The organism is Sinorhizobium sp. KGO-5 (genome assembly GCF_036245905.1).
In the GTDB taxonomy this organism is placed as follows: Bacteria; Pseudomonadota; Alphaproteobacteria; order Rhizobiales; family Rhizobiaceae; genus Sinorhizobium; species Sinorhizobium meliloti_A.
On sequence record NZ_BDIZ01000003.1, the window covers coordinates 179,409 to 204,932 of the forward strand.

The 25,524-nt window shown below is 62.9% G+C and carries 24 protein-coding genes; 6 read left to right on the plus strand and 18 right to left on the minus strand.

What is annotated here, in order from left to right; translation table 11 throughout:
• Positions 1-53 precede the first annotated feature (53 nt).
• Genes BHD07_RS14905 through BHD07_RS14920 form a run of 4 tightly spaced genes read left to right on the plus strand, consistent with a single transcriptional unit; the run spans position 54 to position 4,456 of the window.
• Entirely contained in the window at positions 54-1,547 is a 1,494-nt protein-coding gene (locus BHD07_RS14905; RefSeq protein ID WP_338281227.1) for a sugar ABC transporter ATP-binding protein, read from the plus strand.
• A 1-nt stretch (position 1,548) separates the two neighbouring features.
• Positions 1,549-2,553 carry an ABC transporter permease gene (locus tag BHD07_RS14910; RefSeq protein WP_338281229.1) on the plus strand — a complete coding sequence of 335 codons (1,005 nt, stop codon included), beginning with the start codon at positions 1,549-1,551 and terminating at the stop codon, positions 2,551-2,553.
• Between the two features lie 12 nt (positions 2,554-2,565).
• Positions 2,566-3,558, plus strand: a complete 993-nt coding sequence (locus BHD07_RS14915; protein ID WP_338281231.1) for an ABC transporter permease — start codon at positions 2,566-2,568, stop codon at positions 3,556-3,558.
• A gap of 49 nt (positions 3,559-3,607) precedes the next feature.
• A complete protein-coding gene (locus BHD07_RS14920; protein WP_338281233.1) occupies positions 3,608-4,456 on the plus strand; it encodes a phytanoyl-CoA dioxygenase family protein in 849 nt (282 codons plus the stop codon).
• A 28-nt stretch (positions 4,457-4,484) separates the two neighbouring features.
• On the opposite strand, the gene BHD07_RS14925 is transcribed toward BHD07_RS14920, so the two are convergent.
• The 4 genes from BHD07_RS14925 to BHD07_RS14940 all read right to left on the minus strand — a co-directional run bounded on the left by BHD07_RS14925 (position 4,485) and on the right by BHD07_RS14940 (position 9,453).
• The gene (locus tag BHD07_RS14925; RefSeq protein ID WP_338281235.1) at positions 4,485-6,770 is read right to left on the minus strand and encodes a xanthine dehydrogenase family protein molybdopterin-binding subunit; all 2,286 of its coding nucleotides are present in this window, start codon (positions 6,768-6,770) and stop codon (positions 4,485-4,487) included.
• A 22-nt stretch (positions 6,771-6,792) separates the two neighbouring features.
• On the minus strand, positions 6,793-7,779 hold the full coding sequence (locus BHD07_RS14930; protein ID WP_338281237.1) for an FAD binding domain-containing protein: 987 nt from the start codon (positions 7,777-7,779) through the stop codon (positions 6,793-6,795).
• A 3-nt stretch (positions 7,780-7,782) separates the two neighbouring features.
• Complete coding sequence (locus BHD07_RS14935; protein WP_338281239.1) at positions 7,783-8,442, minus strand: 2Fe-2S iron-sulfur cluster-binding protein; 660 nt, start codon at positions 8,440-8,442, stop codon at positions 7,783-7,785.
• A 126-nt stretch (positions 8,443-8,568) separates the two neighbouring features.
• On the minus strand, positions 8,569-9,453 hold the full coding sequence (locus tag BHD07_RS14940; RefSeq protein ID WP_338281241.1) for an AraC family transcriptional regulator: 885 nt from the start codon (positions 9,451-9,453) through the stop codon (positions 8,569-8,571).
• 297 nt (positions 9,454-9,750) lie between these two features.
• On the opposite strand from BHD07_RS14940, the gene BHD07_RS14945 reads away from it, so the two are divergent.
• On the plus strand, positions 9,751-10,830 hold the full coding sequence (locus BHD07_RS14945) for an AI-2E family transporter (protein ID WP_338281243.1): 1,080 nt from the start codon (positions 9,751-9,753) through the stop codon (positions 10,828-10,830).
• A gap of 97 nt (positions 10,831-10,927) precedes the next feature.
• Here the strand turns inward: BHD07_RS14945 and BHD07_RS14950 are convergent, their stop codons facing one another.
• The 5 genes from BHD07_RS14950 to BHD07_RS14970 form a co-directional block, all read right to left on the minus strand.
• A complete protein-coding gene (locus tag BHD07_RS14950) occupies positions 10,928-11,710 on the minus strand; it encodes a DUF1236 domain-containing protein (RefSeq protein WP_338281245.1) in 783 nt (260 codons plus the stop codon).
• Positions 11,711-11,865: 155 nt separating this feature from the next.
• Positions 11,866-12,225, minus strand: a complete 360-nt coding sequence (locus BHD07_RS14955; RefSeq protein WP_338281246.1) for a hypothetical protein — start codon at positions 12,223-12,225, stop codon at positions 11,866-11,868.
• Positions 12,226-12,279: 54 nt separating this feature from the next.
• Positions 12,280-12,777, minus strand: a complete 498-nt coding sequence (locus BHD07_RS14960) for a BON domain-containing protein (RefSeq protein ID WP_338281248.1) — start codon at positions 12,775-12,777, stop codon at positions 12,280-12,282.
• A gap of 314 nt (positions 12,778-13,091) precedes the next feature.
• Complete coding sequence (locus BHD07_RS14965) at positions 13,092-13,379, minus strand: DUF2934 domain-containing protein (protein WP_275599157.1); 288 nt, start codon at positions 13,377-13,379, stop codon at positions 13,092-13,094.
• Positions 13,380-13,586: 207 nt separating this feature from the next.
• Positions 13,587-13,796, minus strand: coding sequence for a CsbD family protein (locus BHD07_RS14970; protein ID WP_003528984.1), 210 nt, complete (start codon positions 13,794-13,796; stop codon positions 13,587-13,589).
• 241 nt (positions 13,797-14,037) lie between these two features.
• On the opposite strand from BHD07_RS14970, the gene BHD07_RS14975 reads away from it, so the two are divergent.
• Positions 14,038-14,181, plus strand: a complete 144-nt coding sequence (locus BHD07_RS14975; protein ID WP_198516656.1) for a hypothetical protein — start codon at positions 14,038-14,040, stop codon at positions 14,179-14,181.
• Between the two features lie 47 nt (positions 14,182-14,228).
• On the opposite strand, the gene rfbD is transcribed toward BHD07_RS14975, so the two are convergent.
• The 9 genes from rfbD to BHD07_RS15020 form a co-directional block, all read right to left on the minus strand.
• The gene (gene rfbD, locus BHD07_RS14980) at positions 14,229-15,131 is read right to left on the minus strand and encodes a dTDP-4-dehydrorhamnose reductase (protein WP_338281260.1); all 903 of its coding nucleotides are present in this window, start codon (positions 15,129-15,131) and stop codon (positions 14,229-14,231) included.
• A complete protein-coding gene (rfbB, locus tag BHD07_RS14985; RefSeq protein WP_338281262.1) occupies positions 15,128-16,198 on the minus strand; it encodes a dTDP-glucose 4,6-dehydratase in 1,071 nt (356 codons plus the stop codon). The genes rfbD and rfbB overlap by 4 nt, the downstream gene beginning before the upstream one ends.
• 11 nt (positions 16,199-16,209) lie before the next feature.
• Positions 16,210-16,773, minus strand: a complete 564-nt coding sequence (gene rfbC / locus BHD07_RS14990) for a dTDP-4-dehydrorhamnose 3,5-epimerase (protein ID WP_338281264.1) — start codon at positions 16,771-16,773, stop codon at positions 16,210-16,212.
• A complete protein-coding gene (gene rfbA, locus BHD07_RS14995; protein WP_338281267.1) occupies positions 16,766-17,647 on the minus strand; it encodes a glucose-1-phosphate thymidylyltransferase RfbA in 882 nt (293 codons plus the stop codon). Before rfbA ends, rfbC begins: the two co-directional genes overlap by 8 nt.
• A gap of 22 nt (positions 17,648-17,669) precedes the next feature.
• Positions 17,670-18,761, minus strand: coding sequence for a glycoside hydrolase (locus BHD07_RS15000; protein ID WP_338281269.1), 1,092 nt, complete (start codon positions 18,759-18,761; stop codon positions 17,670-17,672).
• 67 nt (positions 18,762-18,828) lie between these two features.
• Positions 18,829-20,001, minus strand: coding sequence for a polysaccharide pyruvyl transferase family protein (locus BHD07_RS15005; RefSeq protein ID WP_018098849.1), 1,173 nt, complete (start codon positions 19,999-20,001; stop codon positions 18,829-18,831).
• 42 nt (positions 20,002-20,043) lie between these two features.
• Positions 20,044-21,222: a polysaccharide pyruvyl transferase family protein gene (locus BHD07_RS15010; protein WP_003529003.1), complete on the minus strand. Its 1,179-nt coding sequence runs from the start codon at positions 21,220-21,222 to the stop codon at positions 20,044-20,046.
• Positions 21,223-21,256: 34 nt separating this feature from the next.
• On the minus strand, positions 21,257-23,938 hold the full coding sequence (locus BHD07_RS15015; protein WP_338281274.1) for a glycosyltransferase: 2,682 nt from the start codon (positions 23,936-23,938) through the stop codon (positions 21,257-21,259).
• Positions 23,925-25,397 carry a DUF6212 domain-containing protein gene (locus tag BHD07_RS15020; protein WP_338281276.1) on the minus strand — a complete coding sequence of 491 codons (1,473 nt, stop codon included), beginning with the start codon at positions 25,395-25,397 and terminating at the stop codon, positions 23,925-23,927. Before BHD07_RS15020 ends, BHD07_RS15015 begins: the two co-directional genes overlap by 14 nt.
• Positions 25,398-25,524 lie beyond the last annotated feature (127 nt).

Here is a 25,524-nt window from a genome sequence, read left to right on the forward strand (position 1 = left end):
GCAATCGCTGCGAAATCGGCCGCGATAAAGACAGATCGGCATCGGGAGGACTTATGCTTCTGTCCATGCAGGGCATCTGCAAGTCGTTTAACGGCATTCCGGCGCTTCGTGCGGCTTCTCTCGAAGTCGGCGAAGCCGAGGTGATGGCACTCGTCGGGCAGAACGGCGCGGGCAAGTCGACGCTCATCAAGATATTGACCGGCGCGTACCGCCGCGACGAGGGTGCGGTCGTCTTTGCGGGACAGGACGTATCCTTCAGCATGCCGGCGGAGAGCCAGGCCCGAGGCATTGCGACGATCTACCAGGAGATCAACCTCGCCCCGCAGCGCTCCGTCGCCGAAAACATCTATCTGTCGCGCGAACCCCGCCGCTTCGGCATGATCGACCGGGCCGCGATGCGACAAGGCGCCGCCGACGTGCTGCGGACCTTCAATCTGGAGATCGACGTCGATCAACCTGTCGCCGGCTTCAGCGCCGCTACCCGGCAGATGGTTGCCATCGCGCGCGCCGTGACACAGAAGGCACGGCTCGTCATCATGGACGAACCGACCTCTTCCCTCGACGAGCGGGAAGTCGGCATCCTTTTCGACACCATAAGGACGCTCAAACGCGGCGGCGTCTCGGTCGTCTTCATCGGCCATCGTCTCGACGAGCTCTACCGGATCTGCGACAGGGTCACCATCATGCGTGACGGCAAGACCGTGGCGACGGCCGCAATGGCGGACATGCCGAAGCTCGCACTGGTGCGCCATATGCTGGGCAAAGAACTCGCGGCCTTCGAAGCGATCGCCAAGGACGCCGACGAGGGCGCACAGCGACCGGTGCGGCTATCGGTCCGGAATGCGGGCGCCGGCGTCCGCGTGCGGGATGTGAGCCTCACGGTGCGCGAAGGCGAGATCTCCGGGCTTGCCGGCTTGCTCGGCTCCGGCCGAACCGAAACGGCCAACCTGATTTTCGGCGCCGAGCGGCTGCAGCGCGGCGAAATTCGCTACGATGGCGAAGCCCGCTCCTATCGCCAGCCCGCGGACGCAATTGCCGACGGCATCGGGCTCGTCGCCGAGGACCGGAAGGTCGACGGCATCATTCCCGATATGAGTATTCGCGAAAACATGACGCTCGCGCTTCTGCCGAAGCTCGCCCGCGCCGGTATCGTCGATCGCGCCCGCCAGGATGAAATCGTCGTTCGCTACATCGCGGCGCTGGGCATCAAATGCACCTCGCCGGACCAACCTATCAAGGAACTTTCCGGCGGCAATCAGCAGAAAGTCCTGCTCGGCCGGTGGCTCTGCACCGATCCCAAGCTCCTGATCGTCGACGAGCCGACCCGCGGCATCGATATCGGCGCCAAATCGGAAATCCTCCGCCTCCTGCGCCGGCTCGCCGACGAGGGCCTCGGCGTGCTGATGATTTCGTCCGAACTCGAGGAATTGCTGGCGGCGGCCGACCGGGTAACCGTGCTCAGCGACGGAACCTCGGTCGCCGTGCTGCCGCGCAAGGAATTGAGCGAGGCTGCGCTCTTTGCCGCCATGGCACATCAGGTGGAGTAGCATGACGACGGTAGAGACACAGGCGACCGCAGGCACCGTCCCCTCCGGCAAACGTTTCTTTAGGCTCGCCGGGCGTTACGGCACCGTCGCCGCCTTCCTCGCCCTGATCCTGTTCAACGTCGTTTTCACTCCGAACTTCCTGTCGCTGCAGACGCTCAACGTCAATCTCACCCAGGTCGCCACGATCGTGATCGTCGCCATCGGAATGACGCTCGTGATAGCCACCGGCGGCATCGATCTTTCGGTTGGCTCCCTGATGGCGATCGGCGGTGCGCTTGCGCCGATGATCTTCATGGGGACGCTGTTTCCGGTTTCCTCCATGCCCGTGGCCGTGGCGCTGGCCTTCGTTCTGCCGGTCGTCGCCACGGGGCTGCTCGGTCTTTTCAACGGCCTCCTCGTGACCCGTTTCGCCATCCAGCCGATCATCGCGACCCTCGTGCTGTTCATCGCAGGCCGCGGCATCGCCCAGGTAATGACCAACGGCAACCTGCAGGTCTTCCGGAACGAAGGTTTCCAATTCATCGCCCTGGGGCGTGTCGCCGGCATCCCCGCCCAGGTGATCCTGATGATTGCGATCGCGGCGATCGCCTGGGCGGCAATCCGCTACACGGTGTTCGGGCGGCAGGTCATCGCGGTCGGAGGCAACGAGAAGGCCGCACGCCTCACCGGCATACCCGTCCACCGCGTCAAACTGCTTGTCTACACGATCAGCGGCGCGCTTGCCGGGGTGGCGGGCCTCATCGTCGTCGCGCGCAATTCCGCAAGCGACGCGAACCTCGTCGGCCTCGGCATGGAGCTCGACGCGATCGCCGCAGTCGCCGTCGGCGGCACGCTTCTGACCGGCGGGCGGGCAAACATCGTGGGCACCGTGATCGGCGCCCTGGTCATCCAGCTGGTGCGCTACACCCTGCTGGCCAATGGCGTGCCAGACGCGGCCGCCTTGATCGTCAAGGCTGCACTGATCTTACTTGCGGTGTTCATCCAGCAGCGCGCCGGAAAGTCGTGAGGGAGAATGCCGATGAACCCACTCCTCAAGGCTCTTGCCCTCAAGTCCCCCGGCGATATGGCCCGCCTCGGCGTCATCCTGGCGCTGTTCGGCCTCATCCTGTTCGGAGCGCTGCGCTACGAGAACTTCCTGTCGCAATACAACATCCTGAGCTTCCTGCGTTACAACTCCATGTTCGCGCTGATCGCGCTGGGCATGGCCTTCGTCATCATGACGGGAGGCATCGATCTCTCCGTCGGCGGTACCGCAGCCATGGCGAGCGTCGTCGCAGCGCTTCTGTCGCCCTATCATTGGGCCGCAGGTCTCTTCGGCGGCATAGCGGCGGGTCTTGCCGTCGGAGCATTGAACGGTTTCACGGTGACCGTCATGCGCATCCAGCCTTTTATCGCGACGCTCGCGACAATGCTGGCCGCCTACGGAACCGGCTTGCTGCTTGCGGGAAACCAGTCCGTCTCCGTTTCCTACGACAGCGGCTTCACGGCGATAGGTCAGGACGACTTCCTTGGCTTTCCGATTCCCGCCTGGATCGCCCTTCTCGTCTATGTTGCCGGCTGGCTGGTGCTCGAACGCCTGCCTGTCGGCCGCCATGTGCTGGCGATCGGCGACGGCGAAGCGACGGCCGCATTGATGGGCCTCAAGGTGAGGCGGACGCTCGCCGCCGTCTATGTCGGCTCCGGCGCGCTGGCGGGGCTCGCAGGCGTCATCCTCGCCTCGCAGTTCGGTGCCGGCCAACCGACCGAGGGAGTCGGCTGGGAACTCTTCGCGATCGCCTCCGTAGTCGTCGGGGGTACGCTTCTGACAGGCGGTTCGGGCTCTGTCGGGGCGACGTTTGCGGGCGCCCTTCTGCTCGCGATGGTGTTCAATATCCTGAATTTCGAGAACGGCCTCGGGTGGATTTCCCTTTCGGCCTATTGGCAATCCGTCATCCGCGGCGGCTTCCTGCTGATCGTCGTCGTTCTTCAGGCGCGATTGATGTCACGCCGAACAGGCGAGGAACGCATCTGAGATGCGGCCAGGGTGAAGCCCGCGACAATGCGAAGCAAGAGGAGATGTGATGACTACGACAGCAACACATGAAAACCGGTCGGCCTACGATTTCAGCGCGTCCGTCGAAGCCTTGCAACGGGAGGGCATTACCGGACTGAAGAGTGCCTTCTCGCGCGAGTGGGCCGAAACCATGCGTGAGGACATGATGACGGCCTTCTGGTCGGCCATTCAACGGCCGGGTGGCGCCGTCGGCCGTGGCCCGCGCCGCTGGTACGTCGAGATCCATCCGCAGGATTTTTCCGGCTTCGTCGACCTCGTCACCCATCCGTGGGTGGCCGGCATGTGCGAGGCGGTGCTCGGTCCCGACTACCAGATCGTCGAGATCGGCTTCGACGTGCCGTTCCAGGGGGCGAAGTACCAGCCCTGGCACCGCGACTTCCCCTCGCCGCCCGAAACCTATGTCGAGCGCCGCATCACCTCGCTTGCCTTCAATCTCACCGGCGTGGACGTGACGGAGGACATGGGTCCGTTCGAGATCGCGCCCGGCACCCAGTGGCTCGACGGCAGGGAGTGGAAGCATGAAATGTTCCCGCCCAAGGAGAGGTGGCCTGAGTTTCAGGAGCTCGCGACGCGCAAATATCCGAAGCTGGGAGACGTTTCGTGCCGCTCCGCGCTCACCATCCATCGGGGTACGGAACATGCTTCGCCGATCGCCCGTCCGGTCATGGTCCTCGGCGTCGACGCGCCCGGCGCCGGCCACGCCGAACTGCACGACATGATGGTGACGCAGGATTACTTTGATGCCCTGCCCGTTCTGGTGAAGCAGCACCTCGTCTGCAGTGTCGTTGAGGAACTGATCCCCGTCACGCAGAAGCACGACATCGAAGGTCTGGTGATGGGCTCGACACCGACCTGAGGATCCCACAGCTCGCTTTCGCCGGAATTCAAAGCGCAACCGTCGCCAGGCCCGGCAGGACCTTGTCCAGGGTCAGCGGGAACTCGCGAACCCTTACTCCGGTGGCGTTATAGACCGCATTGGCGATCGCCGCGCCGGCACCGCAAACGCCGAGCTCTCCGAGGCCCTTTGCGCCGAAAGGATTGGCCTTGTCATCGTTCTCCTCCATGAACACGACATCGAGGGCGGGAACGTCGCTATTGACCGGAACGTGGTACTCGGCAAGGTCATGATTGACGAAACATCCGTAGCGGCGGTCAAGGACGGATTCCTCCATCAAGGCTGCGCCGAGACCCCAGATCATACCTCCGAGTATCTGTGAACGCGCCGTCTTCGTGTTGAGAATACGGCCTGCGCCGATCACGGCGAGCAAGCGCCTCGCACGAACCTCTCCCGTGTCGCAGTCGACGCTCACCTCGGCGAAATGCGCGCCGTACGAATGCTGCGAGAATGCGCGGTAGCTCTCGGTGCTCGCACCGGCCTCGACCGAGCCCGTGGCGTCGAGCCCTTCCGGTGCGACGCGCCGCATAAATTCCGGCAATGCTTCCGTCCGTTCGCCGAAGCGGATCGCTCCTGCGACCATCGAGACGTCGTCAGTCCCGGAATTCTGGTCGGGTGCACCATTTTGCGCGCGCAGCGCGGCCACGATCTTGCGTTTCAGCGCCTCGCACGCACGCAAGAGGGCCGTCCCGGCACTTGCCGCTCCCCAGGAACCGCCGGAGCCTGCGGTCAAGGGAAAGCGGCTATCTCCAAGCTCGATCGTGACTGCCGCAATCGGAACGCCGAGGGCATCGGCGGCTATCTGCGTCAGGATGGTGTAGGTCCCCGTACCGATATCGGTCATGTCGAGGCGAGCGGTCACTCGTCCCTCCGCATCGATCCGAACCGAAGCCGCCGCCGCTCCGATGTAGTTCGGCCGGATCGCAGCCGCCATGCCGAGGCCAACCAACTTCCGGCCTTCGCGCAGGCTGCCCGGTTCCGACCTGCGCCGCTCCCAACTGAAGCGCCGCGCGCCCTCCTGCATGCATGCCACGAGGTTACGCGTGGAAAACGGCACCCCGCGCTCGGGATCGAGATCGGGCTCGTTGCGGATCCTGAGCTCGATCGGGTCAAGACCCAGCCGCTCGGCCAACTCGTCCATGGCGCATTCCAGCGCGAGCATGCCTGGCGCCTCGCCGGGAGATCGCATCCACTCGCCTCTGTTGAGGTCGACTGGAACGAGCCGGTGGCGGGTCAGGCGACTGGGCGCGGCATAGAGCGAACGGGCGAAGACCGCCGTCTGCTCGCAGAATTCTTCGACGCGAGAGGTTGCCGACCAGACATCGTGTCCGAGAGCAAGCAGTTTTCCGTCGGAGCTCGCGCCCAATCGAACGTTCTGAAGCATTTCCGCACGGTGCCCGGCATTGGCGAACATCTGCTGGCGCGTCAGGGCGACCTTGACGGGTCTTCCGAGAGTGCGCGCGGCCAGAGCCGCGAGCACCGAATCGGCGTGGACGATGAGTTTGGAGCCGAAACCACCACCGATGTAACGGCTGATCACGCGCACGCGCTCTAGAGGAATGCCGAGGGTCGCGGCGAGACCGGCACGAAAGTTCGAGAGGGTCTGGGCCGAGGTATGGATCGTCACGTCGTCGCCCTGCCAGATCGCCAACGTCGCATGGGGCTCCATCGGATTGTGGTGCTGATAGGGCGTACGGTAGGTCATGTCGATCCGCACCGCCGCCTCGGCAAAGGCCGCATCGAAATCGCCCACTGCACTATCCGTATCAAAGCCTGCATTGGTCCGCTGCGGTGCGTAGGCCGCTCCGCGGCGCTCTTCGAGGCCGAAGTCGCCGGCTGCTTCGTCGTAGCGCACCTCGATGAGGGCCGCAGCGGCGCGTGCCGCCTCGAAGGTCTCGCCGACCACAAGAGCGATGGGCTCGTCATAGTGGCGAATGCGGTCGTCGCGGAGCACGGGTCGCGCACGGGTGAAAACATCGCGCACGGCCGGCGTGACGGCTGGACCAAATTCCGGTTGCGGCGGTGCATTCAGATGCGTCATCACGTGAAGGACGCCCGGCGTTCGTTCGGCCTGGCCGGTTTCGATTTCCAGAATGCGACCTTTGGCGATGCCCGCACCCAGCACAAAACCGAAAGCTGGAAGCGGGCCCTCCGCAACTTCGTAGGCATAGGTGGCGGTGCCGGTAACCTTGACCGGTCCATCGACGCGGTCGATGGGTTTGCCTATGAGGCTGCCGCCACCGCTTGTGGTATTTCGCTGCGCCTTATCCGTCATAGTGTCCACCAGTTTGCTCGGATCATGCTTGTTCGGCCAGGGAGGCGAGCGTGTAACGCACCGTCCGCTTGCCCAAGGGAATCTTGAAGTCGTTGCCGCCGTGTCCAGCGGCTCCCGCCAGGGCGGCCTCCGCGGCGTCCGTCAGCACATGGTCCGATAGTGCCGCATCCGCGAGCCTGCTCTCGGTTTCCAGGGCCCGCCAGGGTTTCGGCGCAACGCCGCCCAAGGCGACACGAGCGGTTCGCACCCGATTGCCGGAAACCTCGATGATCGCTGCAACGGAAACGAGGGCGAACGCGTAGGAGGCGCGGTCGCGCACCTTGCGATATGCCTGCCGGCCCGCCGGTGGTGGCGGCAGAGTGACGCCGGTGATCATTTCGCCGTGGGCAAGCACGGTCTCCTGGTGCGGCGTCGTGCCAGGCAGCCGGTAGAGATCTCCGATCGGGATCGAACGCGTTTCACCTCCCGGTGAGACGGTTTCGACTGCAGCGTCGAGCACCGCCATGGCGACCGCCATGTCTGAGGGATGCACCGCAATGCACGCCTGGCTCGTTCCGATGACCGCATGCATCCGGTTGAAGCCCTTGAGTGCGGCGCAACCGGCGCCCGGTTCTCGTTTGTTGCAAGGCATGTTGCGGTCGTAAAAATAGGGGCATCGCGTACGCTGGAGAAGGTTGCCGGCTGTCGAAGCCTTGTTTCGTATCTGGCCGGAGGCGCCCGCCAGCAGCGCCTGAGACAGAACCGGGTAGCGTGACCTGACGATCGGATCGGCGGCGAGATCGCTGTTGCGGACCTGAGCGCCGATATGCAATCCGCCCTCCTCGGTCGGCTCGATACGGTCGAGTCCCAAACGGCCGATGTCGACGAGATGATCCGGGCGCTCGATACCCAGTTTCATCAGATCCAGGAGATTGGTGCCGCCGGCGATGAAACGTGCCGCCGGCCGACGCGCCACAGCCGCAACGGCCGTCTCCACTGTGTCGGCCCGCTGATAGGAGAAGGGCTGCATGCTTCATGACCTCTCTGCCGCATCGCGAATGGCGGCTACGATGTTGGGGTAAGCGGCGCAACGGCAGAGATTGCCGCTCATGCGCTCACGAATTTCGGCATCGGTGAGATTGGCGGAGGCGGCCGCAACATCGGCGGTTGCGTGGCTCGGCCAACCTTCGCCGACCTCCCGCAGCATTCCGACTGCGGAGCATATCTGTCCGGGAGTGCAATAGCCGCACTGAAAACCATCGTGTTCGATGAATGCCGCTTGCATCGGATGAAGTTCGTCCTCACCTGCAAGCCCCTCGATCGTGGTGATCTCATCGCCTTCATGCATCGCGGCGAGCGTCAGACAGGCATTGATCCGGCGTCCGTTCACAAGAACGGTGCAGGCTCCGCATTGACCATGGTCGCAACCCTTTTTCGAACCGGTGAGACCGAGATGGTTGCGCAGGGTGTCGAGCAGCGTGGTCCGCGGATCCACTTCCACCGCGACGTTATTGGAATTGATGTTGAGCAGCACCGGCAGCGTGGACGCCGGGCCTGCTGACGGTGCACCGGCAGCACCGATTGCAGCGGCACGCCCGACGGGCAGGCCGGCGATGAGGAGCAGGGTCGTGGCTGCACCGCCCTCGAGCACCGCCCTTCGCGTCGGTCCATTGTCCTTTTGCGTTTCGTCCATGAGTCATCTCCGGATTCGACTGCGAGGTGGATTCCCGCCGCCTGGAACGCGCCGAGCGGCGCGCATCGACAGGAGACAACATGGCCTCCCGCGCCTGCCATTTCTTTCAGGAAATCGGCGGGGTTATCAGGATTCCGGAATAACTTTCGACCGATAGGCGTGCGGGGTGACACCTCGCAGGCGCTTGAATGTCGTGGTGAAGTGGCTCTGGCTCGAGAAACCGCAGCTCAACGCGATCGCGCTCAGCGTCGTGTCGGTCTCGCACAGGAGCACTTCCGAGCGCCGGATGCGTTCCTCGAGCACATAGGCGTAAGGCGCGAAGCCGGTCGTGACTTTGAAGCGACGCGCAAAAGAATCCGAGGCAACACCGGCGACATCGGCCAAATCGCCGAGGGAAATGTCGCCGTCCAAGTGTGCGTCTATATAGTCACGGACCCGTTTGACGACGCGGCTGCCGAGGGAGCCATGGCGGGGAACCGGTACGGGCTCGTCAGCGAAGCCACGTATCCGCAAAGTGACGAGTGCAATCAGATGTTCCATATAGGCCGAGTCGGGGATATGGCCGCTGGATATCTCGCTGCTCAACGATTGCAACAGCGCGCAGATCACATTGTCGCTCTTGTTTATCAGAACCGGCAATTCCTGCAGGTGATCGCTGGCGGGAGAGATAGACCGGGGTTTGATCCACAGGGCGGAATAGATAAGGTCGACGTCGCGATAGGCACCGAGGCGTTCCACCCCCGCGGGCACGAACGTTATCGCACCAGATCGGTCCCGCCCCTCATAAACCATCTTTCCATCGGATCGGATGGAGGTCTGCGATGTGGCGCCTTCCTCCGTCAGGACGAGTACGTGATGCGGCGCCGTCCAGCGAAGTTCGGCTTCCCGGCACGCCCACCGCCGACGATCGAAAACGACCGAGGAACCGGCCCAGGAAGCTGTCGTGGGCTGCGCCGGCTGCTCTCCGGCAGTCCGAATTCGCCCACTACCGAAAAGCGGCCTGAAAGACATATCTATCGTCCTGTGTTCTACCGAACCAAAACCGCGCCATCGCCGCGCCCCCAGGGTCCTCACCTTCTCGCCCGCACGAACTCTCCAGCATCCACGCCGGTTGCGCCACCAAACCATGTTCAAAGTGTCGTGTAGTGGCTCCCACCAGCCGAGACCAACTGGAACGATCAGGACAATTCCTCGCATGGTGCGCCCGTTTGCACCTGGCTGTCGCAACGTCTTTCGGTGAGATGCGTTATCTTTCGACAAGTCTGTCCGACTGGACCCGAACTACCCCAAACGAGCGAAGAAAACGCGATGGCGAAGAGTGTTTCCGTAGCTGAGGAAAAGGATGCTCCAGACCGCCTACTGACGCCGCGGCGTTCGCGGACATTGGCAATCCTTGTCGCGCTCGCCGCGGGATTGGTCGTCTGCTACTTCCTAGCCGTGCCCTTCCTGCCCGCTCTCACATGGGCGCTCGTGCTCACCGTGATGTTCCGGCCGCTGCATCGTCGGATCGAAAAACGCTTCCGCTACCCGGAAGCCGCCGCCGGGGCGACCGTGGCGATCGCCGTCTTCGTCGTGGCTGTTCCGCTCACCTTCATGGCGGAACGGTTGGTAAACGAGGCTGCCAAGGGGGCACAGATCTTCGAGGAAGCGGTGAGGTCGGGTAAATGGAGCGATGCGCTCGCCAACCATCCACGCCTTGCACCGGTCGTCGTCTGGGTCGAAACGCAGCTCGATTTGGCCGGGATCGCAGGCAGCGCGACCAGTTGGCTTACCAACTTCAGCGCCTCGTTCGTGCGTGGGTCCGTTGCCCAGATCGTCGACGCCATCCTGACATTCTATTTTCTGTTCTATTTCCTGCGTGACGGCCAGCAGGCACTGGGCGCGCTGAAGGAATATTCCCCTCTCAGCTCGCAGGAGATGAACCGGCTGTTCACGCGGGTAAACGAAACGGTGCAGGCCGTCGTCTTCGGCACGGTGGCCGTTGCTGCCGTACAGGGCGCGATGGGCGGCCTGATGTTCTGGTTGCTCGGTCTGCCGGCGCCCGTAGTCTGGGGCCTCGCCATGGGTTTGCTCGCCGTCGTGCCGGTGCTCGGCGCCTTCATCGTCTGGCTTCCGGCCGCGCTGTCGCTGGCCCTGGGCGGCGAGTGGGGAAAGGCGCTTATACTCGTCGCCTGGGGCGCCGGAGTGGTCGCGACCATCGACAATCTGCTCTACCCCATTTTCGTGGGAGATCGCCTGAAGCTCCACACGCTGACGGCGTTCATGAGCATGATCGGAGGCATAATCGTATTCGGGTCGGCTGGGCTGGTGATCGGCCCGGTAGCCTTCACGGTGACGCTGCTGCTCCTGGATATCTGGCGCCGGCATAATTCGAACCCCGAGGTTTGAGGCGCCGGAAAGGATCGAAACCCCACGGCGCACGACCGTGGGTCGAGGAGAATGGCCCGCCTGAAGAATCAGACGGGCAGCTTCATCAAGCAAGCTGTCAGGCGAGGATTACCACGATCTCCAGCGACGAAGGTTCGACGATGACGATCCGACCATCGGCGAGGATGAAGAACAGGTAACCTTCATATCTCGGCACGATCTTCACGATGCGGGTCGGAAGCGGCTTCAGCTTGACCTTGACGGTTTCCGGTACTGCCACTCCGACGGATACGTCGAAGTCGACGTCGATCGGCTCGACGTTCTCTTCCTTGATGATCTGCGTGATTTCGGTTTTCTGCTCTACCGTCACGTCGACATCTCCGGAAGAGCCGGAGGACTGACCCTGCTCGGTCGACTGGGACTGGCCTTGAGCGGGTTCCTTGGTTTCGCCCTGCCCGGGCTGCTGCTCGGAGTCCTGCTGCTTGGTCTGCGTGTCGGTTCCCGTCTCCCCGCTTTGCGAGCCGCCTTGATCCTGCTGCGTGCCTGTTTCCCCCTGCTGGTCCTGCTGCTGTTGGTCAGGCTGCTTCTGTTGATCTTGCTGATCCTGCTGCTGGCCCTGGTCGGCCGGTTGCTGCTGATCGGCGGGCTGTTGCTGCTGATCGGCGGGCTGTTGCTGATCTGCCGGCTGTTGCTGGTCCTGGCCCGTCTGCCCGTCCTGCTGTGTCGCACCCCCTTGAGCGTCAGGCTGCTGATCCTGTTGCGCGCCGCCCTGCGGACATTCCGTCCCGGCCGGGCAATCGGTGGATTGGCCCTGTGCCGGCTGTTCCGTCTGTGCAAAGACCGGGGTGGACGCAACCCCGAGGCTCAAAGCGAGCGCACTCTTGATAAGGATACCCTTCATCGGATGTTCTCCATTCGAACGTCCCTTCGAGTAGCCAACTGCGGATTGACAGGATTGTTCCCTGGCAACCCCGCCTGTGCAGAGTAGGAGCGGGATGAGGAAAGTGTGTGCGCACTTCCGGACGGGAAGACGCTACACACTTGCCTTGAAGCACTCTAAGCCTGGATGCCGCCCGCCCCGGCCCCACCGGAACGGACCGGTCCTTCGAACAGTCCCAAATCGTCGCGGCTGAACGCGGCAAGCGTCCATTCCACAGGATCGGCTGCGTCTTGCGGGTGATAAACCAGCCTGTCCGGACTGTCGATCCGGCGCATCGCCTCATGGTCGATCACGCCGGATCTTGCTGCTTCAGCCGCCCGTCCCCGGTCACCTTCGAACGCGTCGTCGACGAGTTCGTGCGTGAGCATTATCCCTTTGCGGGGGAGACCACGGCCATCCTCGCGGGTCAACATGACCACGGCGACACCGAGCTCTTCGGCCACTTCCTGCTCGGCCAATACCTCGAACACTGACATTGGACCCTCCATCGATGTCCCGGCGGCGGCGGCGCTACCGCAAAGGCGTCGTCGCTAGCCGTCGTCAGGCATGTGGGAATCGACGCCAAGGGTTTGAAGATTGTTGCGAACCTCCAGCACCCCGGGCACGGCCTCCACCGCTGCCGCGAGCCGGCGCGCCATCGCCAAGGTTTCGACAGCACCCTCCAGGGTTACGATGCCCTTGTCGGCGCGCACGTCGATGCTGTTGGGCTCGGCTTCACCGATTTGGCTAAGCAGATCCGTGATCACCGCTTCCAGTTCGTCGCTGTCGATGCGGTCAGGCGGCAGAGGACGACCATTGTCCGGGGAATTTTCCTCAAGACCGTCTGCGCCGGCCTCATCCACGATGAAGCCCTTTCCGCGGTCCTCATCGAAATTCGCGCCGGTAGCGCCATAGCTTCTGTTTTCGGGGCTGCTCGATGTACTGCCGCTGCCATCCGCGTAGGGCCATCCTTCGCGAAGATCGCGCTCCTCATAGTCGCGATAGTCCTCGTCGCGCGAGAGCGCCTTATCCTTACGGGGCACTTTCATTGCGATCTCCTTTCGTTTTGCAAAGGTCAAACAAAACCGACAGGCTTTTGTTCAATCCGGCTTGCGGTGACATGACCCATTGGCGGGTGCGATCACTGGTAACCAACCCCGGTTCCCGTTGTTCCGCTCCGGGTTAGACGCCACGGCAGATCGACCGTGATGGCACGGTCGACGAGCCGAGGCCTGGACAAGAATTACGAAGGAGAGCTGAACTCGATCTGATTGGCTATGCCGCAGGCGCCGCCGTTGCAGGGCCGTCGGGGACAGACACCCTCAGGGGCCCGTGGCCTTCACCAGGTGCACCGAAGCCTTCTTTATAGTTTCTTCGCCGTGCCCCGCCGCGGGCCGGCGCCGCGGGGCGGAGCCTTGGCCTTATCGGGGCCTTCATTTCCGATGCTCCCGACGCCCCCGGCCGGTCCGCGGTCGGGCTGCATTCCACCGGGCTGCAGATCCGAGGCAAGATCCGACTGAGCCTCCGCATCGATCTCCCGAGCGGCTTCGTGCCAGTACCGCTCATGGTCTCCGTGACGTCTTCCGTCATTTTCCCACAGCTCATAGGCGCGTGCGCGGATGCGCTTGTCCCGTTCATTGTCGGTGGTCATGGCTGAGCCTCCTGAGCGAAACGCAGGTTAGTGCCGATCTGCCGGCTTCGGACTCCCATCGCGAGCATAGGCGCGTACCTCCGGCGACGGAAGCCAAGATCGACTATCCGTGGTTTGTCGGGCAAATATCTTCGCCTTCATCAAGGGGAACAATCGTTAGGCATGGATCGAGACCCGTCAAGGCGGGTCTCGACCGGCGTTTGCTGATCACCAATTCCACGTCTGGCGGCCGTACCAATCGTCTATGTCGCGCCTTACGCGGTCCTTCTCGATTCCGTAACGCTCCTGGATCTTTCCTTCGAGCTGCTCGCGGCTGCCGGAGATCTGGTCCAGATCGTCGTCGGTGAGCTTGCCCCACTGCTCCTTGACCTTGCCTTTGACCTGCTTCCAGTTACCTTCCACACGATTCCAGTCCATGAGTAGTCCTCCTGGTTCAATTGCATCGAAGATTGAACTCATGAGAACGCATTTGGTTCATCGAGCCGGCCGCGATCGTGCTTTCCGGGAGACCGGCCGTCGGACGTGACGCTACAGACACAAAGTTGTGTTACCCAGGGAACTCGACCTTGCGGGGCTTCTCTGCTTCTATCATGCGAGGACTGTTTCCAATCTATCCAAAGCGGGGCGGACGATGGTTTACGATCGGGATAAGAAGCGCATGCGTCGCCGTCACGTGCTGCGGTTTTTCGCGGCGCTCGCTCTGCCCGCCCTCCTGCTCGGTTCCGCCATCGCGGCAGCGGAATGGGCCGCGCCCGATCCGCCCGCGCGTGCCGACGCCCAACAGGCGGCAGCCCGGCAGTAAATCGTTTCGGTCTGGAAGTGCGTGCGGCTTTCCGTCCGCGCTCCGCCCTAACGGGCTTCACTCGAAATGCTCCCGACAAGCCGCCTTACGGTTCGCTCCACCGAATCCTGCCAGGCTGGCATGGCCCGGCCGAAGGCCGCGGTGAATTTGGCGCTTGACAGCGAGGAGTTGGGAGGGCGGCTTGCAGGTGTCGGAAAGGCCCCTGTCGCGATGTCCCGAACATGCGCCCAGGGACCGCCTTCGGTACGGCTCGCCGAAAGAGCATGCCGCGCGAAATCGGCGCGGTTTACGACGCCCGTGCCAGCGAGGTGATAGAGGCCGAAGGCGGCGTCCTGATCGGATTTCGTCAGCCGCGCCGAAATATCGAGGATGGCATCCGCAAGGTCGATCGCCGATGACGGATTTCCGCGTTGATCCGCGACGACCGCGATATCCTCGCGCTCCTCTGCGAGCCGCAGGATGGTCTTGACGAAGTTCTTCCCGAAGGAGCTGTAGACCCAGCCCGTGCGAAGGATGAGATGGCGGGGGGTTGCCTCGGCAACGGCGGTTTCTCCGGCAAGCTTGGATGCGCCGTAGACGCTGAGCGGAGCCGGTGTGTCGCTCTCTGCGTAGCTCCCCTGTTTGCTCCCGTCGAAGACATAGTCCGTCGAGATATGGATGATCGGCACTTCGAGGCATGCGGCCGCCTCAGCGACCGCGCCAGCCCCGAACGCGTTGGTCGCAAAGGCCGCCTCCGGCTCGCTTTCGGCCTGGTCGACGGCCGTATAGGCTGCTGCGGAGACGACGAGGTCCGGCCGGCACCGCTCGATCGCCGGTAGGATCGTTGCCGGCTCCGTGAGATCGAGATGCGGCCGCCCGATCGTAACGACTTCCACGCCCGGCCAACGACCAGACCGTTCCACCAGGCTGAGGGCCAACTGCCCCTCGCAGCCGGTCACGGCAATCCTCACGCGACGCTCCGATGCTGCTCGCCGATGCGGGCGCCGGAATAGCGCTCGCGCCGGATCGGCTCCCACCACCACCTGTTTGCGAGGAACCAGTCGACAGTCTCGCTCAGTCCGCCCTCGAAGCTCCGCTTCGGCCTCCAGCCAAGCTCACGCTCGGCCTTCGAGGGGTCGATCGCATAGCGCCGGTCGTGACCGGGCCGGTCCGGAACAAGGGTGATGAGGTCCCGATAGCTATGACCGCCCTTTCGCGGAGATCGGACGTCGAGCAGATCGCAGATGCATTCCATGACCGACAGATTGTTGCGCTCGGCACGGGCGCCGATATTGTAGCTCTCCCCTGGCCTGCCCCGGCTTATGACCAGTTCCAGCGCAGTCGCATGATCGTCGACATGGAGCCAATCCCGCACATTCGCTCCCGAGCCGTAGAGCGGCAACGGCTTTTCCTCGATGGCGTTGATGATCGTCAGGGGGATCAGCTTCTCGGGAAAATGGAACGGGCCGTAATTGTTGGAGCAGTTCGAAACGACCACCGGAAGGCCGTAGGTGTGGTGCCACGCACGTGCGAAATGATCAGCTGCCGCTTTCGAGGCCGCGTAGGGGGACGAAGGTGCGTAGCGCGTCTCCTCGGAAAAAATCCCGCGGTTGAACGGAAGGTCGCCGAAGACTTCGTCGGTCGAGACATGGTGAAACCGGAAGCGCTCTCGCTCCTCGGTGCCGAGCCCCGACCAGTAGGCCAGTGCGGCGTTGAGCAATCGCACCGTGCCGAGGACATTCGTCTCCATAAACGGGTCGGGGCTCTCGATCGAACGGTCGACATGGCTCTCGGCAGCAAGATGCATGATCGCTTCGATCCGCTCCCGGCGCATGATCTGCAGCAGAACCTGTTCGTCGCGGATATCGGCCCGGTAGAAGGCATAGTGCGGATCGCTTTCCACCGCCCGTAGCGACGCAAGGCTGCCGGCATAGGTCAGCTTATCGACATTGACGACGCGCTCGGCCCCGCTTCGGATCAGATGCCGGCAAACCGCCGATCCAATGAAACCCGCGCCACCCGTTACCAAAACTCGCATGGTTTCTCCCCTCATGCGGTGAACTCGAAAACATTGGATTCGTGGAGCAATGGTGCGTTCCTGTCCTTCGCGGACAATTGCAGATGGTCGGTAGCGGCAGGCCAGTCTATGCCGATCTCGGGATCGTCGTATCGGATCGACCGCTCATGCTCGGCGCTGTAATGCTCGCTCACCTTGTAGAGGACTTCCGTTTCCGGCTCGAGCGTGACGAGGCCGTGGGCGAAGCCGACAGGCACCAGAATCTGGTTCCATTTTTCGGCCGAGAGTTCGAGACCGACCCATTTCGCGAAGGTCGGCGAACCTTTGCGAATGTCGACCACGACATCGAACACCCTGCCTCGAACAACGCGAACGAGCTTTGCCTGCGCCTTGGGCGGGAGCTGATAGTGCAGGCCGCGCAGCGTGCCCGCAGCTGCGGAATAGGAATGGTTGTCCTGTACGAAGGTCTCCGCGACGCCGTTGGCGGCGAGGGTCTCCGCATTGTAGGTCTCCGAAAAGAAGCCCCGCTCGTCGCCGAGCCTGTGCGGGACGATCTCCAGAACCCCGTCGAGGCCCAGGGGCCTTACATCAAGCATCCGAGAGCTCCCTGACCCGTCTCCGGAGATAGATCGCATAGTCGTTTTTACCGAGCAGGTCGGCACGCTCGAGCACCTGATCCGCCGAAACGTAGCCGAGCTCGAAGGCGATTTCTTCCGGGCACATGATCTTGACGCCCTGCCGGTGCTCGATCGTGCGTACGAAGGAAGCGGCATCGTGCAGGCTGTCGTGCGTGCCCGTATCGAGCCAGGCATAGCCCCGCCCGAGGCGGCAGACGTGAAGGTCGCCGCGCTCCAGATAGGCCCGGTTCACATCGGTGATTTCCAGTTCGCCCCGCGCTGAAGGTTTGATTGAAGAAGCGATGTCAAGGACGCTGTTTTCATAGAAATAAAGGCCGGTCACCGCCCAGCTGGATTTCGCCCGCTCCGGTTTCTCCTCGATCGCCACGGCCCGTCCGGTCTCTCCGTCGAAACTGACGACGCCGTAGCGCTCGGGATCATCCACACGATAGGCGAAGATCGTGGCACCGCTCGACCGGGCTGCGGCATCGCCGCAAAGCTCGGGCAGGCCGGCACCGTAGAAAATATTGTCTCCGAGGATAAGCGCCACCGAGCTGTTGCCGATGAAATCCCGCCCGATGACGAAGGCTTCGGCGAGTCCGTTCGGCTCCGGCTGCTCGGCATAGGAGATCGCGAGGCCGAACTGGCTGCCGTCCCCCAGCAGCTCCTCGAACAGCGGCCGGTCCCTGGGCATGGTGATCACCAGTATCTCGCGAATACCGGCCAGCATCAGCATGCCGAGCGGATAATAGATCATCGGCTTGTCATGGACAGGGAGCAGTTGCTTCGAAACCGAGATCGTCACCGGGTACAGCCTGGTTCCCCGGCCGCCCGCAAGGATGATGCCCTTCATGCGCCCACTCCGGTCGAGGCCATCATCTTGCTTGCGCTCCTGCGCCCTCGCCCGGTCCGATCGCCGCGGCGCCGACGGGACTGAGCTTGCCGCAGCGCCAGAGGCTATAGGAGGGCTCGGTATCCCAGTCGTAATAGTAGGCAGCCGTCAGCCGGCCTGCCTCGATCAGTTCGCCGAAGGTCGCGCGCATGACCTGGATCGCCTCCCCTCGCGATCGATCGTCCACCGGGCAGGAGCGCGCCTTGTTCGCGATCCCCCACTCCGTGACCCAGCAGGACTTGCCGGTTCCCGCGGTCCGGCAGAAATCGAGAATGCTTCTGACCCGCGCTGCAATCGCTGGCGCGGCTTTCCTTCCGGGGTAGATGTGGATGCCATAGGCATCGACCAGACTGTCGATGCCGCGTTGACGAAGGAGCGCGACGAATTCGCCGGGATCGAGCCTTTCCATCCCGCGCCTGTCGGCTTCTGCGGCGCTCATATCCGAGAGACCGGCGGAAATGACGGCTGCGTCGCGGCTGTGTACGGTTTTGCGCAGCTCCGATCGGCTGATCTCCAGCGCCTTGACGTAGTTGTCGAGGCCGCGTTCAAACCTTGTCCGCTCCCGTAGCTCGGCGATGCTGCGCGGTGACCGGGCGCCCGGTTCTCGATAGACGGCAAGATCGCCGTTGTAGCCGGCATAGTTGATTTCATTTCCCGGCTCGATCGCCACAAGACGCACGCCGAGGGCATCGATGCGTTGAAGCGCTTGCCGCAACTCCCTGCGATACCGAACAAGATCCAAATCCGACAGTCGATAGACGTCCCAGATACGGCCATGGCCCGTTCTCGGTCTGAGGCTCTGGGGATAGTAGCTTTTGTTTCCCAGCTGAATCTCGAGAAGGATGCGCAGACCCAGGCGGTGGGCGATTGCCAGCGCCTCTATGCTCTTGTCCACCGGACGCGAAAGCGAAAGCCGGACATCCGTCGCGCCGCTGGCGGCTATGTCCGCCAGTATTCTCTCCTGGTCGCCCCGGGGCAGCCAGGCGAGATTCATCCGATTGACGCCAATGCGAGCCGCCGAAGCTTCATCGGCATGCGCGGGTGCGGAAAGCGCCAGCAAGGCGCCGAGGAACAATGCTGCTGCTCCTCGCTTCGCCGAAGTCCCGGGCCGCAAACCGCTGCGCACTTTCCCCGGAACTGCTCTAGAGCCCGACATGCGCCAGAGCATTGCGGAAGTTGGTCTCACAGGCCGAGTACCGGTCGATGACTGCCTGCGAATCGATCTTGGAAAGGAAGCTGGCAAGATAGGCCTTCCTGTCCGGCTCCCGGTTCCAGACTGCCGCCTCCATGTAGGGGAAGCCGATGAATTCCAGCATTTCCCGCATGCGATCGTCGACCGCGATCATGAGCGACGGCACGCCCGCCTGCATGCCGATGATGCAGCCGTGAAAACGGCGCCCGAAGCAGAGATCGCGCGCGGAGACCCAGCTTCGCCATTGATTGGTGTCGAAGAACACCAGAAGCTCGTGTTTGCGCTGCCATTTCTCCGAATGCTTGTAGGCGGTCTGGCCGGTGATGCGCCCGCTTGCTCGGTCGTAAACGGGCAAGTCGTCGTCCACGGGAAGGGAAAGATTGTAGGCGACCACCTCGTCCTGGACGACGTAGCTCGCGACGCTCTCCGGTTTCAGCAGCGCGTGGGCATCGACGATCGTATCGGCCACGCTTCCGAGATAGCCTCCGAAGGCGATCTTCTGGGAGGAAGCGAGATCCGGATTGGCGAGCGCGGCGAGCGAACGCTTCATCTCGGCCGGCGCGAAGAAGAGCGAGGGGCAACCCGTCGGCTTGACGAACTTCATCCCCTGTTCTCTCAGGAACTCGGCCGTGAAATAACCGCGCGTGAGGAAGAAGCTCTCTTTGTTCCTCAGCACTTCCAGGAACTTGAGCGTGCCGGCAGGCAGGTTTTCCTTGAGCCCTTCCCGCCGCTGGATACCAATCCCCATGATCACCACCGGCATCTTCAGTTTCTCGAACACTTCCGCTTCGAGATCCGCCGAGTAGCCCGGGCGCAGGAGGTTGGCCGAAGCGAAGACGCAGATGTCGAATTCCTCGTTGAGGCTTTCATAAGCCTCGTCGGAATTCCTGTTGTTGACGAGATGCCAGAAAGGCAAATAGGTGACGTCATGCCCGCGCAGGGCATGGGCCGCGCCCTCGCCGATCAGATAGTTGCCGGTATTGGCTATCTTCTTGACCTGATCGATCAGTTCCTTCTTGGTTCTGACCTCGTCGAAATAGGGCCTGTGCCGAACCTCCGCGCCGGACACGCCCGAGACGGTTCGCTGCAGATAGGACGGGATTCCCGTAAGCAAGATACGCATCGATTACACCTGAGATTAGAGCCTGCAAACGCTCGCGTAGATTTATTGCCCGATCCCGATCTCCCGGAGAGCCGAGCGGAACGTGCGCTCGCGATCGGAATATCTGTCGACCAGTTCGGAAGCATTGAGCCCGGCCAGGTGGTCGGCGACGAATTCGGCACGGTTTTCCGCCTTGTCGACCTCGACTGCGTCGATCGCCGGCAGGCCCGTGTAGCCGAGCATTTCGCGCATCCGGTCGTCCACCGCCACCATCAGGCTCGGCACGGCCGCCTGCATCGCGATGATCGAGCCGTGAAAACGCCGGCCGAAATTGAAATCCATGGAAGACGCCCAGGCACGCCACTGGTTCGTATCGAAGAAGGTCCGCACGTCGAAGGGCGTTTTCAGTCTTTCAGTGCCCGGATAGCTCAGTTCCCCGAGCATCGTGCCGGAGGCGGAGTCGTAGACCCGGCCGTCGCCGTTCGCTTCGACGTTCATGTCGAAATGGAGGAACTCGTCCTGGATGACGTATTGGGGCCGCGAACCCTCGGGCGCCAGCGCCGCGGCGTCGACGATGCAATCGTGGTTGGCACCCAGATAGCCTGAGAAGATGGTCCGCGCCTTGCCGACCGGTACATTGGGCAGCTTCTTCAGCGAGGCGCGCATATTGTGCGGCATCAGATAGATGGAAGGGCAGCCCGTCGGCTGCACATAGGAGAAGCCCTGGTCCTTCAGGAAGCCGGCGGTTTCGAACCCGCGCGTCAGGAAATAGTGCTCACGCTCCTTGAGAACGTCCAGAAGCCGCTTCGTACCTTCCGGCAGGCTGTTTTCAAGGTCTCGGCGGTTCTGCAGGCCGATACCGAGCATGACGATCGGCATCTTGAGCTTGCCAAGCACTTCCGCTTCGGCATCCGCAGACAGGCCCTTGCGCAGAAGGTTCGCGCAGGTGAAGACGCAGATGTCGAAATTGGCGTTGAACTCGTCGAGTCCGACGCCGTTCTGGCTGCAATTATAAAGGTGCCAGAACGGGACCTGCTTCGCATGCGGGGCAATCGCGCGCAGCGCCCCCTCGCCGATCAGGTAATTTCCCGTATTGCTGATATTGCGAAGCTCCTGGAGAAACTCCTCCTTCGTCTCGGGCTGTTTCTGTCGCTCCGAATAGGAGACGGATAATCCCTGGGCGCCGTTGGCGAGGCGCGTGTAATGACCAGGAATTCCCGTCACGAGGATCCGTGGACGCATGCAATCGACCCTTCTTCTTGAAACCGGCGGGGCCTCAGCCCACGGCCGCAACTCCGGGATTGGATGCTTCGCGCCCACGGATAACCGTTGCGCGCGAAAGCGACGAATTGTTCACGGAACGGTCGCACCAGCCGAGGAACTCGGAGAAGGAGGACGTCCATGAGCGCCGAGCCGCCGTTCTCAGGCACCCCTCCATGAGGGGCGCGAGCATCTGACGGTTGTGGGCCACCTCCTCGATGGCCTTTGCCATGTCCCGGACCACCTGCGGATCGGCGGCGGCCTCGATGAGGATGCCGTCCTCGCCGTCGGTTATGAGTTCGTCGACGGCACCGACCGACGTCGCGATCGGGACGCAGCCGAGCTGCTGCGCCTCGGCGATCATCAAGGGAGCGCCCTCCCAGCGCGACGGCATCAGAAGGACATCCGCCCAACCGAGTGCCTTGATCAGATCCTTGCTTGCGAAGACCGGCGGGCGCACCTCGACGCCGAGGTCCTTCAGGCGATCCGTCCACGACAAGGTGGCATCCGCGAGGATTTCCCCGCCGATCGCCCGGGCATCGAAGGGCACGCGCGAAGCCCGCAATTCGGCGAACGCCGCAGCGAGACGGTCGATCCCCTTCTGCTGATCGAGCCGGCCCATATAGAGGACCCGAAGCCGATCGTCCTTGCGTTCGATGCGCCTGACCGACAGCACCTCCGCGAGCACCTTGGGCGGCACGGAGAAGCTCGCGCCGTTGGGGACGGCGAAGATCTTTTCATAGGGAACGCCGAAGCTGTGCAGATAGATCTTGAGTTGCTCCGAGCAGGTCAGGAAGGCATCGTAGCAATGCTCGTGGGCTATCGCCGCGAAGGGCTGGCCGGCGGGCCTTTTGAAGCCGGTATTGTCGACCACGTGAAGGTAGCAGGCCGTGCGCGTGCCCTCAGAGCGCAACCGTGCGATAAGCGGATGCACCGCCATGACGTGATTGTTGATCACCAGGTCGAAGCCGGAAAGCTGACCCTTGAGCGCGGCCCAATCGACGTCGTGGCCCTCGGCGATGAAGTCCTGCCCCAGGAAAGAGCCGGAGCCACCCCAGGCGGGAATGCCCTGGTCCCAGAAGTGAATATAGTCGAAGCTCTGATCGAACTCGTCGATCACATCCATCCTGGATGTGCCGAGCACGAAGAGATGGGTCTCGTAGCCGGCGGCCTTCAGCTCGCGCGAGGCCGCATATACGACCTTTTCGGCGCCGCCGAAGGATGCATTCGGAACAAGCAGGGCTGCGGTCTTCCTGCCCCCCTCGCTATGACCGAGCGGCAGCACCGGCGAGCCACCGATCTCATGGCGAAGCGCCTTGTGGAGGTCGGAATAGGGAACAAGCCGTGCCGGACGCCAGGTCCAGCGTTTGCCGGCGGTCCGCCGCAGCGGACTGGTCGCGATGGCGTTGACGCAGTTGATCATCACCTGCTGGGGCGTGATGAGCGAGCGTCGGGGCAGGCTTCTCGGGAAAGGGAAGCGGACTTTCAGAATTGCCGATGTCGGCCATACCTGCTGGTTGCCGATGGAGGCAAACCAGTCCAGCGCCTTGTTGTGAATGACATCGCGCACGAGCGAAGTGGACAGGAAGATGAGGTCGGCCGGCGCGTTGTGCTGGGCGCCCGCCTCCAGGAAGACCGGCTCGATCTTGCGCTGCGCCGCATCGTTGCCAAGCTGGACGAAGACCACGTTCGCCTTCTCGCTCAGGCGCTCCAGGTGCGAGAGCACGTTCGGCAGCATGCGTGAGCGCAGCAGCAGGTCGAGGGTGGCGCCGCTTCCGGCGATCAGGAAGGGCGGGAAGTGAACGTTGTCCGGCTCGCCGATGCTCGCCCAGAAGGCTGGAATGATATCGTCGAGACGAAGCCGCTTGGCCGTTTTGGTCGGATCCGTGAAGAACGAAATGGCAGCATCTTCCGTCCGTGCGAAAAGATAGCGCGGGCATTCCTCGTGCTCGAAATCGACCAGCATTGGCCGCTGGAACAGCGCACGGTGACGCTTTCTGAGGAAGCTCACCGAGGCGGCGCGATCGCGATTCGCCTCCTTGAAGCGGCTTTCCGCCCTCAGCCGGTATTCGAAGGTCGTGTCGTGGCACGGCGCCCCCACGAAGCCCTGCTCGATGCAGGACAGCCAGAATTCCCAATCCTCGAAACCGTTTTGCCTGTCGTCGTCGAAGCGGACCCCCGCCCGGAACACGTCGATCGAGATCATCGAGCCGGTGTCGCAAATATTGTCCGTGACGCAATGCAGGAGCCGCGAGTAGCGATTGCCGTAATGAGCGCGCCAGCTCACCGAGAACGTGTCGATATTGGTATAGATCCAGCCGCAGCCGCTGGCGCGCAGTTGCCGGTAGAGAGTCTCGATGGTCCCGGGCAAGACGCGATTGTCGGCGTCGAGAAAATAGACCGCCTCGGCTTCCGGCAGATTCGCGAGCACGTAGTCGATCGCGCGATTGCGCGCCCCGCCCGGCCCGGCATTGGCCCCAAAAAGCACATGAACCGCAGGATGGGCCGCCGCATAGAGCAGCAATTGATCGAATGTCTCCTGCCGCGGATCACCATCGACGGACACCACGACTGCCACCCTGCACCCGGCAAGCTTCGAAGCAAGCACGGACTCGATCGCCTCCAGGACGAGGGCCGCATGGCCATAAAGCGGCATTGCCACCACGATCAGGTCCGAGTTTTCCCTATTTCCGGACATTGGACGCCCCTGCGGACTGCTTTACCAATCGGAAGCCGGAGACCTTGAGCCAGGAGAAATCCACCGTATCCGTCACCGCACGGCTGAGGATCATGAGGTCCATCGGCTCACGCACGGGTTTATCCAATTGAAAGTTCACGTTGACCGCCTGCTCGGCGGTGACCTCGCGCCAGCCGCTGAAGAAGGCCGAGGGCTTGGCAGCCCCCTTTCGTGCGAGCTCCGCCACTTCCGAGCGCGCATTGGAGTTCGCCGGAGCGAGCAGGAAGCTCACGGCCGCGGGTGCGCCCTTCGGGTGATCGATGATCGCGCTTGCTGAGAAGGAGATGGTGCCGGGTTCCACGGCGCGGCCGATCGTGCCGGCGGAGATTCCGCTCGGCAGCGGGTGGCAAACGACCGCATTCTCGTGTTCGAGGAAGCGGACGGTCTGGAACTCGGGAACGACCGGCGTGACCGATACGTCGACGATCTGGCTCAGCAATTCGACCGCCAGACGATAGTCCTCGATGAAATGGCCCTCGAGCAAGGCGGTGGGAGCGATCATGTTCGGCATGCGCGTCGGTTTGACGCCGGGCAGTCCCGTAAAGACGCGGAACGCCAGGGGCCGGAGATCGAGATCAGGATGCGGGGTTTCCGATCTGGCCGTGTACCGCTCGCTCGCGATCGGATAGCCGAGTGAAAGCCCTACAGTCTCCGTGCCGGTCGTGGAGATTCTGAGCCGCAGCGTTCTCGCTGCGCCACCGCAGGCGCGTGGCAGGGCGAGGAAATTCCAGTTTGCCGCGAGCTGTGCATAGGGGACGGTCCATTCGGCCACGCCCTCGCCGTTCTCGACATAGCCCAGCATGACGATCAGCTCGCCGCCGTCCCTGGGCACGGAATGAAGGTGCAGCGCGATCCCGGCCACGCCAAGACTGGAGACCGGAAGAAGCTGATCGACACATCCGGTCGCAAGGAGCTGCCCGATGCCCTCGTCCTTCGGGTCGGCATAAGGATCATGGGCGAATATCTCCGCGACCGGCTCCCAGTTGCGGGCCTGAAAGGCATCCTCCAGCGCGCGGTAATTTTCGAGCAGCGTTTCCCGCTCACGCCGGAGAATGGCGAGCTCGGCGGTTACCGACGACGTGAAGCGGGAGAGCCGGCCCACTCCACCCTCCACCAGCGACTGCACGAGCGCAAGGCTCTCCGCCTTACCGCCCACGTCGATCCGCTGAAGCGGTATTTCGGGAATGGTGCCAAGAGCATTGATCGACGCAAGCGCCTCCCGCAGATCGGCTTCACCCTCATCCGAGAAGGCAAGCGCGATCAGAGGAAAGGCGTTCTGCAGGGGGGATCGCGAAGCTGCATCCGGATCGAGAAAATGCACCAGATGCTCGATGTCGCTCCCTTCGAAATTTTCCCGGTCCAGACCGGACGCCACAACGAGCCTTCGCTTCGCCGGCGACTGCCTCACGTTAGAAGACATCAACTCTTGCACGCCGCGACCCCAGAATAAATCGATTTATCCAGAAGATGAAATTGATGGCCTGGAAATATTCGTGCCACCAGAACCTCACGGAGCGAACCATATCCGTGGATTCCGCAGTGCACAA